Source organism: Roseococcus pinisoli (assembly GCF_018413645.1).
GTDB lineage: Bacteria > Pseudomonadota > Alphaproteobacteria > Acetobacterales > Acetobacteraceae > Roseococcus > Roseococcus pinisoli.
In genome coordinates this window covers 1-15,328 of sequence record NZ_JAHCDA010000006.1, presented here as the reverse complement: position 1 = coordinate 15,328, position 15,328 = coordinate 1, and the positions used below count along the sequence as shown (strand labels likewise).

Here is a 15,328-nt window from a genome sequence, read left to right as displayed (position 1 = left end):
GGCCCCGATGCGCCGCAGGACCTTCAGCGCGCTCGCCCTCGCGGCCGCTGCCCTCCCCGCCCCCTTCGTCGCGCGCGCGGCCGTGCCCGTGCCGGTGCGCGTCACGCTTCCGGGCTCGGGCAGCGCCGGCTCCATCTGGCGCCCGCTCTTCGCCGCCCTCCCGCCCGAGGTGCTGGACGGCATCGACCTGCAGTGGATCGGCGGCAATCCGGGCCAGCTGCAGATGCAGCTCGTGGCCGGGACGCTGGATGTCGGCGTCTTCGGCGCGCTCGGCCTCGCCGAGATGGCGGCGCGCGGCAGCGACATCGTCATCTTCGGCCCGGCACTGAACAATCACGGCCGCTGGCTCGTGCCCGCCAGCAGCCCCTACCAGAAGCCCGAGGATCTGATCGGCAAGCGCATCGCCGCCCTGGCCGAGGCGAGCGAGACCTTCAAGGCCGCGCGCATCGCCTCGGCCGTCTCCGGCATCGACATCCGCCGCGAGATGAGCGTCGTCTTCGGCCCGCCCACCGCCAACCAGGCGCTGTTCGAGCGCGGCGATGTGGACGGCATCCTGACGCTGGAGCCCAGCGCCACGCGGCTGATCGGCCAGGGCGCGCGCGAGATCGCCCGCGTCGGCGATCTCTGGCGCCGGGGCACGGGCGAGACGGAGGTGCCCTTCCTCGTCGGCCTCGCCGCGCAGCGCCGCTGGGTGGAACAGAACCGCGCCATCGCCACGCAGCTGGCGCGCGCCTTCGTGATCGTGAACCGCATCACCCGCGAAGACCCGGCCCGCGTGGCCTCGCTGCACGGCGCCTTCGGCATCCGCGAGACGGAGCGGAAGGCGATCGAGCTGCTGCCCTCGCGCCTGGCCGACGTCTATGGCGTCGCCTGGAACGACACCGTCTTCGCCTCGATCGACCGGCAGATCGAGGTCGCGCGCGGCCTCGGCCTGATCCCGGCCCTGCCCGACCGGCCCCTCTACGACCGGACCCCGCTGACCGGGGCATGAGTACCGAAAGGACGAGACCATGAGCGCGACCGATACCGTCGCCCTGCCCGGCGTGGCCCGGCAGCCCGAAGGAGGCGGCGCCTGGCGCGCCTGGGCGCCGCGGCTGCGCGCCGCGCTGCCGGGGGCGGTCTTCTGCCTGCTGGTGGCCGGCCTCTGGGAAGTCCTGGCGCGTACCAAGCAGAGCCCGTTGGTGCCCGACCTCGCGGAGGTCTGGGGCGAGATCCTGCGCCTGCTCGCCGGCGGCATGGCGCTGGAGCAGGTGGGCATCACGCTGTGGCGCATCTCCCTCGGCGGCATCGCGGGCTTCGCCATCGCGGTGCTGCTGGGGCTCTTCGCGGCGCGCAGCCGCCTCTTCGGCGCCTTCATCCGCCCGGCCGTGCTGCTGGGGCTGACGGTGCCCGGCCTGGTCTGGGCGCTGCTCTGCGTCATCTGGTTCGGCGTGGGCCTGGCGACGCCGGTCGTCTCCATCATCCTCGGCATCGCGCCGCCGCTGCTGGTCACGATCTCGCAGGGGCTGCGCGCGGTGGACAGCGAGCTGACGGAGATGGCGCATGTCTTCCGCTTCTCGCGCGCGGCGCGCATCCGCCACGTGCTGCTGCCCTCCATCGTGCCCTTCCTGCTGAGCGGCGTGCGCCTCGCCTTCTCGCTGGCCTGGAAGGTGATCGTGCTGGTCGAGCTCTTCGGCCTGTCGGACGGCGTGGGCTACCAGCTCAACTCCGAGTTCAGCTCGCAGAACGTGGCCGGCGTGCTGGCCTGGACGCTGATCTTCTGGGTGGTGATGGCGGCCATCGAATTCGGCCTGATGCAGGGGATGGAGAACCGGCTCACGCGCTGGCGGCGGGAGTCGAGCCTGTGAGCGCGGCCCCCATCGTCTTCAGCCGCGTCGGCAAGACCTATCCCGGCATCGGCGCCCGCCCCACCGAGACCATCCTGCGCGACTTCGACCTGCGCATCGAGGCCGGCGAGCTGCTGGCCCTGGTCGGCCCCTCGGGCATCGGCAAGACGACGCTGCTGCACATGGCCGCCGGCCTCGAGACCTCGGATACCGGGGCGGTCCAGACCGGCGGCGACCGGCGGCTCGGCATGGTCTTCCAGCAGCCCCGGCTGCTGAACTGGCTCTCCGTCGTCCGCAACGTGGAGCTGGCGGCCGAGGCGGCCGGCGTCTCCCCGCGGCGCGGGCTCGAGCTGCTGACCGAGGTCGGGCTCGACGGCTACCAGGCCGCCTTCCCCCTCGGCCTTTCGGGCGGGCAGCGGCAGCGCGTGGCGCTGGCCCGCGCCTTCTCGATCGACCCCGAGATCGTCCTGCTCGACGAGCCCTTCAGCGCGGTGGATGCGCTGACCGCGCGCCGGCTGCGCCTGCTGCTGCAGGACCTCTGGCTCGAGAACCCGCCCACCGGCCTGCTGGTCACGCACAACACGCAGGAGGCCGCCTTCCTGGCCGACCGCGTGATCGTGCTCGGCGGAAGGCCTGCGCGCGTGGTGGAGGAGATCAAGGTCGACCTGCCGCGCCCGCGCTCGCCCGAGGATCCGGCGCTGTTCGAGATCCATCGCCGGATCATGTCGCGACTCATCTGAATTTCCGGAGTGATACCCATGTTCGTTTCACGGCGCCTCCTGCTGGGCGCATCGGCCCCGGCCCTGGCCGCGCCCTTCATCCGCAACGCCCGCGCGGCCGTCCGCACGGTGAAGATCGCGAACACCGCCATCGGCAATGCCGGCGCCATCCAGCGCCCGATCATCGAGGCGCTGCCGGCGGCCGCTCGCGACGGGCTGGACCTGCAATGGGTGGGCGGCAATCCCGGCCAGATGCAGGTGCAGCTCATCAGCGGCGCACTGGACGTCGCCTTCTCGGGCGCCATCGGCACGGTGGACCTGAATGCGCGCGGCGCGGACCTCGTGCTCTTCGGGCCGGGCACCAACCTGCATGTCCGCTGGATTGTGCGCGGCGACAGCCCCTATCGCGAGCCGCGCGACCTCATCGGCAAGCGTATCGCGGCCCAGGCCGAGGGCAGCGAGCAGTACAAGCTCGCGCGCGTCGCGGCGGCGGCCAACGGCATCGAGCTGAAGAAGGACGTGGAGGTCATCTTCGGTCCGGCCACGGCCAACCTCGCGCTGTTCGAGCGCGGCGACGTGGAGGGCGTGCTGGTGCCCGAGCCCACCGCGACGCGGCTGGTGGCGCGCGGCGCGCGGCAGATCGCGCATCTGGGCGAGCTCTGGCAGCGCATCAACGGCACGCAGCTGCCGACCTTCCTCGTCGGCCTCGCGGCGCGGCGCAGCTGGGTGGAGGAGAATCGCGAGGTCGCGACGCAGATCGCGCGCCTCTTCACCATCGCCAACCGCGCTGTGCACGAGCGCCCCGAGCTGCTGGCGGAGCATCGCGCGGCCCTCGGCGTGCCGGACCGCGAGACCGAGGCGCTGCGCCTGCTGCCCGAGCGCGTGACCGGCGCCTTCACCACGCAGTGGGACCAACCGCTGCTGGAGCTAATCGACCGCCAGACGGCGGCGGCGGTCGCGGCGGGCATCCTGCCGCGCGGGCCGGAGCGCCCGTTCCTCGTCCCCTCGGATGTGGGCGGCGTCTGAGCCCTTCTCCTGACGCCCCGCGCGCAACCTCCGGGATACCGCCCGCATGACCGCTTCCTCCGCACCCCGCCGCCAGATGCATCTCGGCGTCTTCGTCATGGGGACGGGCAACCACCCGGCCGGCTGGCGCCTGCCGGGCGCGGGGCGGAGCAACCAGGACCTCGGGCTCCTCAAGGGCATCGCCCGCACGGCGGAGCGCGGGAAGTTCGACCTGCTCTTCGTCGCGGACGGGCTGGCGCTCTCGCTGAGCGACCATCCCTCCTACGTCGCGCGGTTCGAGCCGCTGACGCTCATCACCGCCCTGGCCGGCGCCACGCAGCATATCGGCCTGGGCGCCACCGTCTCCACCACCTATGGCCAGCCCTATCACGTGGCGCGCGCCTTCTCCTCGATCGATCATCTCAGCGGCGGGCGCGCGGCGTGGAACGTCGTCACCACCGCCAATGCCGCCGCCGCCGCCAACTTCACCCGGCCCGGCCATCCCGAGCATGCCGAGCGCTACGCCCTGGCCGAGGAGTTCGTGGATGTCGTGCGCGGCCTCTGGGACGGGTGGGAGGACGACGCCCTCGTCGCCGACCCCGCGACCGGGCTCTTCGTCGACCCGGCGAAGGTCCGTCCGCTGAACCACGAGGGCCGCTTCTTCTCGGTCCAGGGGCCGCTGAGCATGACGCGCAGCCCGCAGGGCCATCCCGTGATCATCCAGGCCGGCGGCTCCCCGGCGGGGCGCGAGCTCGCCGCCCGCACGGCCGAAGTGGTCTTCGCCGCCGTGCAGGACCTCGACGCCGCGCGGGATTCCTACCGCGCCCTGAAGGCCCGCCTGCCCGCCCATGGCCGCCGGCCGGAGGAGCTCAAGGTGCTGCCGGGCGTCATGCCCATCATCGGCCGCAGCACGGCCGAGGCGCGCGAGATCCTGGCGCGCATGCAGGCCTTCCTGACGCCGACCAACGCGCTGCACCTCGTCTCCATCCGGCTCGGCCACGACATCTCGGGCTATCCGCTGGACGGCCCGGTGCCCGACCTGCCCTTCACCGAGGGCACGCAGGGCTTTGCGCGCAACCTGCTGGCCCTGGCGCGGCGCGAGGGGCTGACGCTGCGCGACCTCTACAACGTCACGGCCGCGGCGCGCGGCCATTGGGTGCTCTGCGGGACGGTGCAGAGCATCGCCGACACGCTGGAGGAATGGTTCACGGGCGAGGCCGCGGACGGATTCAACATCCTGCCGCCCTACTTCCCCGCCGCCTTCGATGAATTCGTGGACCAGGTGGTGCCCGAGCTGCAGCGCCGCGGCCTCTTCCGCACCGAATATGCCGGCACGACCCTGCGCGAGCATCTCGGCCTCGCGCGTCCGGAGAACCGGCTCGCGGCCGCGACGGAAGCCACCGCCGCCGCGGCGGAATAGCGCGGCGCAAGGGGCTGGGAACCAGTCCCTCCCGTCTTCATACTGCCCTCAACAACAGGAGAACGTCATGCCCGCCATCCTCCAGGTGAACTACCGGCCGAGCGCCGCGCAGCAGCAGCTTCCGGCCGCCGCCCGCCATGCCTCGGCCGAGCGGATCAACGCCCTGCCGGGCTTCCGCTGGAAGATCTGGATCGGCAGCGCCGAGAATGGCCTGCGCGGCGGCATCTACCTCTTCGACGACGCCGCCAGCGCGAAGAGCTGGTCGGACCAGGTCTCCAAGGCCCTGACCGAAGCCGGCGGCACCGAGCTGACCGCCCGCATCTTCGAGGTGAATGACGAGCTGAGCGCGCTGACCCATGCGCCGCTCGGCGCCGTGCCCGTCGCCTGACGCCATGCCCCGCGAGATCCGCGTCAACGCCTTCACGCTCCAGAGCCCGGTCCATCAGACGCCCGGCCTCTGGCGCCACCCCGAGGATCGCTCCACCGACTACAACCGGCTGGAGTTCTGGACCGACCTCGCGCGGATCCTCGAGCGGGGCCTCTTCGACGGTATCTTCACGGCCGACAGCCTCGGCACGAACGACGTCTATGCCGGCACGCTCGACGGCGCGCTGCGCGGCGGCATCCACGTGCCGAAGAACGACCCGTTGCTCTCGCTTTCCGCCATGGCGCTGGTGACGGAGCATCTGGGCTTCGGCGTCACCAGCAATGCGATCCAGGAGCCGCCCTACGCCTTCGCCCGGCGCATGACGACGCTGGACCACCTGACCAAGGGGCGCATCGGCTGGAACATCGTCACCGGCCATTCCGCCAGCGGCGCGCGCGCCGTGGGCGCCGAACTGATTCCGCACGACCAGCGCTATGACGTCGCGGACGAATATCTCGACCTCGTCTACGAGCTCTGGGAGGGAAGCTGGGACGACGACGCCGTGCCGCGCGACAAGGCCAGCGGCGTCTTCATCGATCCGACCAAGGTACGGCCGGTGCGCCGCCAGGGAGGCCGTTTCTCGACGGACGCCATCCACCTCGCCGAGCCCTCGCCGCAGCGCACGCCGGTGCTGTACCAGGCCGGCGCCTCCGGCCGCGGCCGCGCCTTCGCCGCGCAGCACGCCGAATGCGTCTTCATCAGCGGCCCCACGGCGCGGGCGCTGGCGCCCATCATCGCCGACACGCGCCGCCAGGCGGCGCAAAAGGGCCGCGACCCGGCCGAGCTGCTCTTCTTCTCGCTGGCCACGACCATCGTCGGCCGCACGGAGGAGGAGGCGCAGGCCAAGCTCGCGGACTACCGGCGCTACATCGACATCGAGGGCGCGCTGGTCCTCTACTCCGCCTGGACGGGCATCGACTTCTCGCTCTTCTCGCTCGACGAGCCCGTGCGCCATCAGCAGCAGGAGGCCGGCATCCATTCCGCGCTGGAGGTCTTCACCCGGGCCGATCCGAACCGCGTCTGGACCGTGCGGGAGATCGCCGAGCATGTCGCCATCGGCGGGCGCGGCCCCGTCTTCGTGGGTTCGCCCGGGCAGGTCGCCGATGCGATCGAACACTGGGTGGACGAGGCCGGCGTGGATGGGCTGAACCTCAGCTACGCCCTGATGCCCGGCGGCTTCGAGGATTTCGGCACGCTCGTGGTGCCTGAGCTCCAGCGGCGTGGCCGCTTCAAGCAGCGCTACGCGCCCGGCACGCTGCGCGAAAAGCTCTACGGCCCAGGGCGTGCGCGCCTTCCGGCCGCGCATCCCGCCGCGGTCTCCCGGCGCCCGCAGACGCCGGGGTGATGCGGTTGAGAGCATCTTTACCCGACCAGGTAATTCACCTGATCGGGTGATGCTCTAGCCCGCGCGATAGGCGGCGTGGGCCTCGTCGTTCAGCCGCGTCCCGAGCACGCCGGTGACGCGGTTGGTGTAGTTGAAGATGCCGACGATCTGCGCGACCTCGATGATCTCCTCCTCGCTGAAGCCGGCGGCCCGCAGGCCGCCGATGTAGCTTTCGTCCGCATCGGCGGGATGGCGCGTCAGCTTCGTCGCGAACTCGGCCAGCGCGCGCTCGCGATCTGAGAGGTCGGCGCGGCGCCAGTTCACCGTCAGCACGTCCACCAGGCTCTTCGGCGCGCCCGTCTTCTGCAGCGCGGTGGCGTGCTGGATGACGCAGACGTCGCAGCGATTCTCCACGCTCACCACCAGCGCCAGGAGCTCCCTCTCGCGAAAGGAGAGCAGGCCGTTGGGCCCGCGCACCAGCAGGTTCACGAAGCGCTGGCTGGCGACCAGGTGCTCCGGCCGGAAGGGCAGCGTCAGCCCATGGCGGACATAGCCCTTGCGGGCCTTCTCCTCGGCCTGGAGCTCGGCGAGCTCGGGCGTCACCTTCTGCGGCTCGGCGATGCGCAGGAAGGACACGGCCTCGCCGCGCGGCTTGTGTTCGGTCATGCGGATTTCCCCGTGATCTTCAGGAATGGTTGATGTTCAGGAGCGGCTGGAGAGGCCGATGCGGCGCACCAGCGCCCCATAGACGGCGTGGTCGTGGCGGACCTTCTCCTGGATCTGCTCGGGGCTCAGCCGCTCCGGCCGCAGGCCGAGGGTCTTGAGCGGATCCAGCAGGGACCGGTCCTCGAAGGCCTCGTTGAGAGAGCGGTTCAGCGTGGCCACGATCTCCGGCGGGGTCGAGGAGCGGACGAGGATCGTCCACCAGGGATTGACCGGCCAGTTGGCGAGGCCGACCTCCTTCACGTTCGGCAGGTCGGGCGCCGCCTCCCAGCGGCCGGGGCCCGTGATGGCGAGGGCGCGCAGCCGGCCCGCCTGGGCGTGCTGGAGCGCATAGGCGTCGAAGATGAACTGCGTGTCGCCGGCGATGGCGCTGTTGAGCGCACCGGCGCTGCCGGGAAAGGGCACGTGCACCGCGTCGATCTCCGCCAGCTGCTTGAACAGCTCGCCCTGGATATGCCCGAAGGAGCCGTGGCCGGCGGAGCCGAAGTTCAGCTTGCCCGGATGGGCGCGGGCATAGGCCACCAGCTCCTCCACCGAATTCACCGGCACGGAGGGATGCACGGCCAGCACGGTGAAGCCTTCGCCCGGAAAACCGACCGGCGTGAAGTCGCGGAAGGGATCGAAGGGCGCGTCGATGATGTGCGGAACGATGCACAGCACCCCGCTGGTGGAGTTGAGCAGCGTATAGCCATCCGCCCGCTGCTGCGTGACGTATTGCGTTCCCAGCGCACCGCCGGCGCCGACGCGGTTCTCCACCACGACGGGCTGGCCGAGCCGCGCGGTGAGATCGCGCGCGACGTGACGGGCGAGCAGATCGTTCATCGCGCCCGCCTGGAAGGGCACCACGTAGCGCAGCGGCCGGTCGGGATAGGCCGAGGCGGCGGCGCCAAGCGGCAACAGCGGAAGCAGCGCCGGCGCGGCGAGCAAGTGGCGACGGTTCATCGGCATCGAAGGGTCTTTCGGAACGCGGCGCCGCGACCTCGGCGGAAAGCGGGACGGCGGCACGCGCGCAAATGAGGGAGCGGCCGATCACCCGCGCCGCCGGCGAGCCGCGGCGGCGCTGGGGATCGGCATGGGATCAGGGGGAAGCGGCTCAATGCCCCGAACATCGACACCGCTGGCCAAGGCGGGTCGGCAAGGCGAATGGCCGGCTGGGCCGCTGTGTCATCTCGAGGAGCTTGCCCCTGGGGTCATGATCGTCGACGTCATTTTACGATCAACAACGATCATATTGTCAATATTAACATTTTCAATTTGTTAATTATGAAGTCGACAAAATCGTTCCATTCCCTTGCTTTCCCTTGCTCACTCCAAAGGACCCCCGCTGCGGTCACCTGCATACCAAGACCTGAAACCGCAACGATTCCGTTAAACACACATTGACACGATATTTTCGGTAAAATACTCATAAATGCGGTTAATTATGGTGCGATGCGATGACGGCCGACGTGACGGGCGACAAACCGGCAGCAGCAAGGCGACCGCCGATGGCGGCAGGGCGACGGGCCCTCCTCCTCGCCTGCGGCCTTTCGGGCCTCTCCGCCGCTGCCCTCGCGCAAGGCACCGGCACCACCTTCCCGACCCGCCCAATCTCGATCGCCGTTCCCTATACGAGCGGCAGCAGCGTCGACACGATCGCGCGGCGCGTGGCCGAAAGGCTGAGTGGCGAGTTGGGCCAGCCCGTCGTGGTGGAGAACCGCCCCGGCGCCTCCACCACCATCGCTACCACCTATGTCGCGCGGGCCCGGGCCGATGGGCACACGCTGCTCTTCGGCACGCCCGCGCTCTCGATCAATCCGGTGCTGCAGCCGCAGCTTCCGCCGGGCGATCCGCGGCGCGTGCTGGCGCCGGTCGGGCGCATCGCCGTCACGCCCTTTGCGGTGGTCGCCGGCCCCTCCGTCGAGGCGAGCAATCTCGAGGAGCTGGTGGCCTGGGCGAAGCGGCATCCGGGCGAGCTCACCGTCGCGATCACCGGCGCCGCGACCGTCATGCGCATGGCGGTGGAGCTGCTCGCGCGGCGCGCGGAAATCCAGGTCACCTACGTGCCCTATAACGGCGGCAGCGGCGCCGTGGACATCATCGCGGGCCGCGTCCATGTCGGCTTCATCCAGACGCCGGATGTCGGCGCGCTGCGCGAGGAGCGCGGCGTGCGCGTGCTGGCTGTCACCTCGCCCGAGCGCGTCGCCTCCCTCCCCGGCGTGCGCGCCATCGGCGAGCTCTATCCCGGCTACGGCGTGACGAGCTGGAACGGCCTCTTCGCGCCGGCCGGCACGCCGGAGCCGGTGCTGGAACGCCTCAACGCGGCGCTGCGGCTCGTGCTCGCCAATCCGGAACTGCGCGCCGGCTTCGAGCGGGTGGATGTCGCCCTCGTCGGCGGCAGCCGCGCCGATCTCGGCGACCATCTCGACCGCGAGATCCGCCAATGGGCGGCGCTGCAGGAGCAGTCCCCCATCACGGTCGACTAGCGCGCGACCACGCCTCCCGCCCCTTCGCACAACGCCACAGGTGAACATCATGACGACCCGACGAAGCCTCGTCCGGAACGCGGCCCTGCTTGCCGCGGGCGCGGCCCTCCCCACGCCCTCGCGCGCCCAGCGGAGCAGCCGCAACGCGCGGCCCAATACGCTGCGCATCATCCATGCCGCCGATCTCCAGAGCCTCGATCCCGTCTGGACAACCTCGGCCTCGACGAAGGACTACGCCTTCCTCACCTATGACCAGCTGATCGCGGTGGATGCGGACAACATCCCGCGCCCGCAGATGGCCGAGGGATGGACGGTGGAGGATGACGGGCGCAGCTACGTCATCAGCCTGCGCGACGGGCTTCGCTTCCATGATGGCGAGCCGGTGCGCGCGCAGGACTGCATCGCCTCCATCGCCCGCTGGTCCGCGCGCGACGGCTTCGGCCAGGCGCTGCGGCGCGTCACCGACCGGATGGAGGCGATCGACGACCGGCGCCTGCGCATCCGCCTCAAGCGGCCCTTCCCGCTGCTGCCGGCGGCCATCGGCAAGTCTAACTCCTCGCAATGCTTCATCATGCCGGAGCGCGTGGCGAAGACCGATCCGTCGCAGCAGATCACCGAATGGGTGGGCAGTGGGCCCTTCCGCTTCCTGCGCGACGAATGGGTCTCGGGCTCGCACGCCTCCTGGGCGAAGTTCGAGCACTACGTGCCGCGCCGCGAGCCGGTCAGCAGCATCGCGGGCGGGCGCATCCCGGCGGTCGATCGCGTCGAATGGGGCATCATCGGCGACTCCGCGACGGCGCTCTCGGCGCTGATCAGCGGCGAATACGACTACTGGGACCAGCCCTCGCTCGACCTGCTGCCGGCCATCGAGAGCCGTCGGAACCTCGTCGTGGACGTGCGCAATCCCTCGGGCGTCTACGCCATGCTGCAGTTCAACCACCTGCAGCCCCCCTTCAACAACCCCGAGGTGCGGCGGGCCGTGGCGCTCGGCGTCGACCAGGCGTCCTTCCTGCAATCGGCGACCAGCCGGCCGGAGCAGCAGGTCCCCTGCACGAGCTTCTACGCCTGCGGCACCGCCTATGGGACGGATGACGGCGCGGAAGTCCTGAAGGAAGCCAGCCTGGAGGCCGCGCGCGCGGCGCTCCGCAGCAGCGGCTACAACGGCGAAAAGGCCGTGGTCCTCGCCGTGCAGGACCATCCGATGATCGCGCCGATGAGCCTGGTCGCGGCCGACCTGCTGCGCCGCATCGGCATCAACACCGAGCTGGTGTCGACCGATTTCGCGACCATGGTCCAGCGCCGCACCAACCGCGACACCACCGATCGCGGCGGCTGGAGCGTCTTCCTCACCACCTGGACGGGGACCGACATCCTCAACCCCGCCGTCAACCAGATGCTGCGCGGCCCCGGGGCCAGCGGCTGGTTCGGCTGGCCGGACGATCCCGTGCTCGAGGATCTGCGCAACCAGTGGTTCGACACCTCGGACACCACGCAGCAGGCGCGCCTCGCCAAGGAGCTGCAGGTCCAGGCCTTCAAGACGCTGCCCTACATCCCGCTCGGCGGCGTCGTGCGGCCCGTCGCCTATAGCCGCGAGCTCACGGGCGTCTTCCCCGTTCCCGTGCAGGCCTACTGGAACATCGGCAAGCGGCGCTGAGCGCCGCCCTTTTCCTCGGAGCGATTTGACATGTCGAAATTCCACCTCGGCTGGTTCCTCGGCCCTGGCACGACCATCCAGGGCTGGAACGAACCCGGCTTCCCGCATGGCTACGACTGGACCAAGCCGGCCCTGTTCCAGGATGCGGCGCGCGCGCTGGAGCGCGCCTTCTTCGACGTCTTCATCATCGAGGATTCCTCGACGGTGCCGGACACCTATGGCGCTTCGATGGACTTCTACCTGAAGAACGCGATCATGACGCCGAAGTTCGATCCGGCGGCGCTGACGCCCTACCTCGCCGCGGTCACGAGCAACCTTGGCATCGTGCCGACGCTGACCTCCACCTTCTACCCGCCCTACCTGCTGGCCCGCCTGGTCTCGACCCTGGATCACTTCTCCTCGGGCCGCATCGGCTGGAACATCGTCACCGCCGCCAATGACCGCGCCGGCCAGAATTACGGCCTGCCCGCCCAGCCGGAGCACGACCTCCGCTACGACATGGCGGACGAGTACATCGACCTGGTGAGCCAGCTCTGGGAGGCCTGGGACGCCGATGCGGTGGTGCTGGACGAGGCGAACCACGTCTTCGCCGATCCCTCCAAGGTGCGCCCGATCAACTTCGAGGGGCGCTTCTACAAGTCGCGCGGGCCGCTCAACGTGCCGCGCTCGCCGCAGGGCAAGCCGGTTTTCGTGGCGCCCGGCGCCTCGCCGCGCGGCCGTCGCTTCAGCGGCCGCAACGCGGAGATCGTGCTGGCGGGCCATGCCGAAGACGTGGAGGCCATGAAGGACTATCGCGACGAGGTGCATCGCCATGCGCGGGAATACGGGCGCGATCCGTCCGGCGTGAAGGTGCTCTTCACGCTGTCGCCCTTCGTGGTGGGCAGCAAGCGCGAGGCGGAGGAGCTGAAGGAGCAGCAGGCGCGGGCACGCCACGCGAATATCGAGCGCACCCTGGCCTCCTACTCCTATCAGTCGGGCATCGATTTCTCGAAGATGGACCTCGACACGCCGCTGCCCGAGATCAAGATCAACGGGGTGCAGTCGCTGCTTCGCACCTTCGCGAATGCGGGCCCGGGCGCCACGCTGCGCGATATCGCGACGCGGGTGCGCACCTTCACGGTGATCGGCACGCCGGACAGCATCGCCGAGGAGCTGCGGAACGTGATCGAGGAGGTCGGCGGCGACGGCTTCCTGATCGCGGGCCACATCAAGCCGCGCTACCTGCTTTCGATCACGGAAGGGCTCGTGCCGACCTTGCAGAAGCGCGGCCTGACCCGGACGGAATACGGCGGCGCCACGCTGCGCGACAATCTGCTGGCCTTCTGAACGGCGGCCGCCGGCGACATCCGGCGGCCCCCTCCACCCTCACGACAAGAGGGCGATGTACATTTTTATCGTTAATTATAGTTGAAAATGCTTTTCAACTATTTTTCATTGTGTATATCCTTCGCCCAACAAGCGAACGGAGCCCCCGCCCCCGCCATGTCCGTCGAACCACCCGTTTCCGCCCCGCGGCGGATCCGTCTCGACCGGACGCGATGTCGGGCTGCCGGGCGGCAGGGCTGACGCCCGGCCGCGCCCTCCCTTCTCCCTCACTTTCGTTCCTGGAATTCCGCCATGCTCCACCGCCGCCATCTGATGGCCGGCGCGGCTGCCCTTGCCGTCGCGCGCCCGGCCTTCGCCCATGCCGCCACCTTCCCGCAGCGGGCCATCCGCCTCGTCGTCTCCTCCGCGCCGGGGGCGAGCCTCGATTCCCTCGCCCGCATCCTGGCCCCCGCCCTGACGGCCCGCTTCGGGCAGCCCGTGGTTGTGGAGAACCAGGGCGGCGCCAATGGCCTGCTCGCGGCCCAGCAGGTCGCGCGGGCCGAGCCGGACGGGCACACCCTGCTGCTGACCGGCGACGCCATTATCCTCTCCGCCCTCGCCGATCCGCGCGCGGGCGTGAGCTTCGAGCGCTTCGCCCCCGTCATCCAGGCGGTGCGCGCGGCACAGATCCTGGTCACCCATCCGGGCACCGGCTTCCGCGACGTCCGCGCCTATGTCGAGGCCGCGCGGTCGCGGCCGGGCGGCCTCAATGTCGGCATCCCCGCCCAGGCCGGCATCGCCCAGGTCGTGCATGAGCTGCTGGCCGAGCGCCTGGGCGGGCTGCGCGTGGAATTCGTGTCCTATCGCGGCGGCGGCCCGGCCGCGACCGACCTCATCGCCCGCAACACCGATGCGCTGGTCATCACGCTGCCCGCGGTCACCGAATACATCCGCCAGGGCACGATCGTGCCGCTGGCCGTCAGCACCGGCACCCGCGACCCGGCCCTGCCCGAGGTTCCGACCTTCGCGGAGACCGTGGCCCCAGGCTTCGACATCGATTCCTGGCAGGGCATCCTCGCCCCCGCCCGGACGTCGCCCGAGATCGTCGCGGCGCTCAACCAGGGCTTCGCGGCGGCGCTCGCTGATCCCGCCGTCGCCGAGCGCCTGCGCGGCCTCGGCTTCACCATCACCGCCCTGCCGCCCCAGGAATTCGCGGCCCGCGCAGCGGCTTCCAGCGCGCAGGCCGCCCCCATTATCCGCGCCATCGCCGAGCGCGCCCCCCGAGGATGAACCCCATGATCCGCCTTCCGCGCCGCGCGCTTCTCGGCGCCTCCGCCTCCCTCCTCGCCGCCCCCGCCGTGCGCGCGCAGGGCCTTTTCCCGCGCCCCCTCCGCGCCATCGTCCCCTTCCCGCCCGCGGGCGGCGTGGACGTCTTCGCGCGGGCCTTCGTCCCGGCCTTCTCCGCGGCGCTCGGCCAGAGCATCGTGATCGAGAATATCGGCGGCGCCTCCTCCCGCGTGGGCAACCAGGCGGTGGTGCGCGCGGCGGCGGACGGGCACACCCTGCTCATCACCAACGACACCCTGGCCGCGGTAGAAGCCCTGCCCGTGCCCGGCACCGGCCCCTTCGTGCCGAGGCTGGCCCCGGTGCTGCTGGGCGCCACCGCCTCGCATGTCGTGGTCGCGCATCCGCGGGCCGGCCTGCCCGACGCCGCGGCCTATGCCCAGCGGCTGCGGGCACGCCAGCGGGTGACCATGGGCGTGCCCGGTCTCGGCACCGCGCATCACTTCGCCAGCGAGCTGCTGGCGGAGGCGCTGGGCGGGCGGCCCGATCACATCGCCTATCGCGGCGGCGGGCCGCTGATCGTGGACGTGCTCAGCGGCACGCTGGATGCCGGCCTCATCACGCTGGGCACGGCGATCGACCATGTTCGGGCAGGTCGCCTGGTGGCGCTCGGCGTCACGGGCAAGGAGCGCAGCCCGGGCGCGCCCGAGATACCGACCTTCGCCGAGACGGTCGCCCCCGGCTTCGAGATCAGGACCTGGCAGGGCATCCTGGCGCCCGCCGGCACGCCCGCGCCGGTGCTGGCGGCGCTGACCGAGGCCGGGCTTGCCGCCCTTCGCGACCCGCGCGTCGTCGAGCGGCTGGCCGGCCAGGGCTACGAGGCCGCCGGCCTGGGCCCCGAGCCCTTCGGCACCCTGCTGCGGGACACTGTTGCCCGCTTCGCGGGTATCGTCGGCGCGGTCGGCCTGCGGCCCGAGGAGTCTTGAACCTTACCGGCCATCACCCGCTGCTCATCCCCAGGCAGCCCGACGCATGGCCGTTTCGTCCCTTCCCCGCCGCGGGGGGGGGGGCGGGGGGGGCCCCCCCCCCCCGCCCCCCCCCCCCCCCCCCCCCGGGGGGCCCGGAGGCCGCCGCAACCACCCCGGCGCCCGGGGGGGGGCGGCCCCCGCGCGCCCC

14 protein-coding genes are annotated in these 15,328 nt (G+C 71.0%); 12 read left to right on the top strand and 2 right to left on the bottom strand.

Annotation, left to right across the window (positions count from 1 at the left end; all coding sequences use genetic code 11):
* Positions 1-7 precede the first annotated feature (7 nt).
* From KHU32_RS22180 to KHU32_RS22150, 7 genes are all read left to right on the top strand, one after another.
* A complete protein-coding gene (locus KHU32_RS22180) occupies positions 8-991 on the top strand; it encodes an ABC transporter substrate-binding protein (RefSeq protein ID WP_213672373.1) in 984 nt (327 codons plus the stop codon).
* 19 nt (positions 992-1,010) lie between these two features.
* Entirely contained in the window at positions 1,011-1,847 is an 837-nt protein-coding gene (locus tag KHU32_RS22175) for an ABC transporter permease (protein WP_213672372.1), read from the top strand.
* On the top strand, positions 1,844-2,566 hold the full coding sequence (locus tag KHU32_RS22170) for an ABC transporter ATP-binding protein (RefSeq protein WP_213672371.1): 723 nt from the start codon (positions 1,844-1,846) through the stop codon (positions 2,564-2,566). The genes KHU32_RS22175 and KHU32_RS22170 overlap by 4 nt, the downstream gene beginning before the upstream one ends.
* Positions 2,567-2,584: 18 nt before the next feature.
* Positions 2,585-3,571, top strand: a complete 987-nt coding sequence (locus KHU32_RS22165) for an ABC transporter substrate-binding protein (RefSeq protein ID WP_213672370.1) — start codon at positions 2,585-2,587, stop codon at positions 3,569-3,571.
* 46 nt (positions 3,572-3,617) lie between these two features.
* Positions 3,618-4,970, top strand: a complete 1,353-nt coding sequence (locus KHU32_RS22160; protein WP_249681536.1) for an LLM class flavin-dependent oxidoreductase — start codon at positions 3,618-3,620, stop codon at positions 4,968-4,970.
* A 67-nt stretch (positions 4,971-5,037) separates the two neighbouring features.
* Complete coding sequence (locus tag KHU32_RS22155) at positions 5,038-5,358, top strand: YdhR family protein (protein WP_213672369.1); 321 nt, start codon at positions 5,038-5,040, stop codon at positions 5,356-5,358.
* Between the two features lie 4 nt (positions 5,359-5,362).
* Entirely contained in the window at positions 5,363-6,742 is a 1,380-nt protein-coding gene (locus tag KHU32_RS22150) for an LLM class flavin-dependent oxidoreductase (RefSeq protein ID WP_213672368.1), read from the top strand.
* A gap of 54 nt (positions 6,743-6,796) precedes the next feature.
* Here KHU32_RS22150 and KHU32_RS22145 read toward each other — a convergent pair whose 3' ends face one another.
* Both KHU32_RS22145 and KHU32_RS22140 read right to left on the bottom strand, forming a co-directional pair.
* Positions 6,797-7,387, bottom strand: a complete 591-nt coding sequence (locus tag KHU32_RS22145; protein WP_213672367.1) for a peroxidase-related enzyme — start codon at positions 7,385-7,387, stop codon at positions 6,797-6,799.
* Between the two features lie 36 nt (positions 7,388-7,423).
* On the bottom strand, positions 7,424-8,392 hold the full coding sequence (locus KHU32_RS22140; RefSeq protein ID WP_213672366.1) for a Bug family tripartite tricarboxylate transporter substrate binding protein: 969 nt from the start codon (positions 8,390-8,392) through the stop codon (positions 7,424-7,426).
* A 539-nt stretch (positions 8,393-8,931) separates the two neighbouring features.
* Between KHU32_RS22140 and KHU32_RS22135 the strand changes: the two genes are divergently transcribed.
* From KHU32_RS22135 to KHU32_RS22115, 5 genes are all read left to right on the top strand, one after another.
* Complete coding sequence (locus KHU32_RS22135; protein ID WP_213672365.1) at positions 8,932-9,909, top strand: Bug family tripartite tricarboxylate transporter substrate binding protein; 978 nt, start codon at positions 8,932-8,934, stop codon at positions 9,907-9,909.
* Positions 9,910-9,958: 49 nt separating this feature from the next.
* Positions 9,959-11,563: an ABC transporter substrate-binding protein gene (locus tag KHU32_RS22130; RefSeq protein ID WP_213672364.1), complete on the top strand. Its 1,605-nt coding sequence runs from the start codon at positions 9,959-9,961 to the stop codon at positions 11,561-11,563.
* A gap of 30 nt (positions 11,564-11,593) precedes the next feature.
* Positions 11,594-12,889 carry an NtaA/DmoA family FMN-dependent monooxygenase gene (locus tag KHU32_RS22125; RefSeq protein ID WP_213672363.1) on the top strand — a complete coding sequence of 432 codons (1,296 nt, stop codon included), beginning with the start codon at positions 11,594-11,596 and terminating at the stop codon, positions 12,887-12,889.
* A 291-nt stretch (positions 12,890-13,180) separates the two neighbouring features.
* Complete coding sequence (locus KHU32_RS22120) at positions 13,181-14,158, top strand: Bug family tripartite tricarboxylate transporter substrate binding protein (protein ID WP_213672362.1); 978 nt, start codon at positions 13,181-13,183, stop codon at positions 14,156-14,158.
* Between the two features lie 5 nt (positions 14,159-14,163).
* Entirely contained in the window at positions 14,164-15,138 is a 975-nt protein-coding gene (locus tag KHU32_RS22115; RefSeq protein WP_213672361.1) for a Bug family tripartite tricarboxylate transporter substrate binding protein, read from the top strand.
* Positions 15,139-15,328 lie beyond the last annotated feature (190 nt).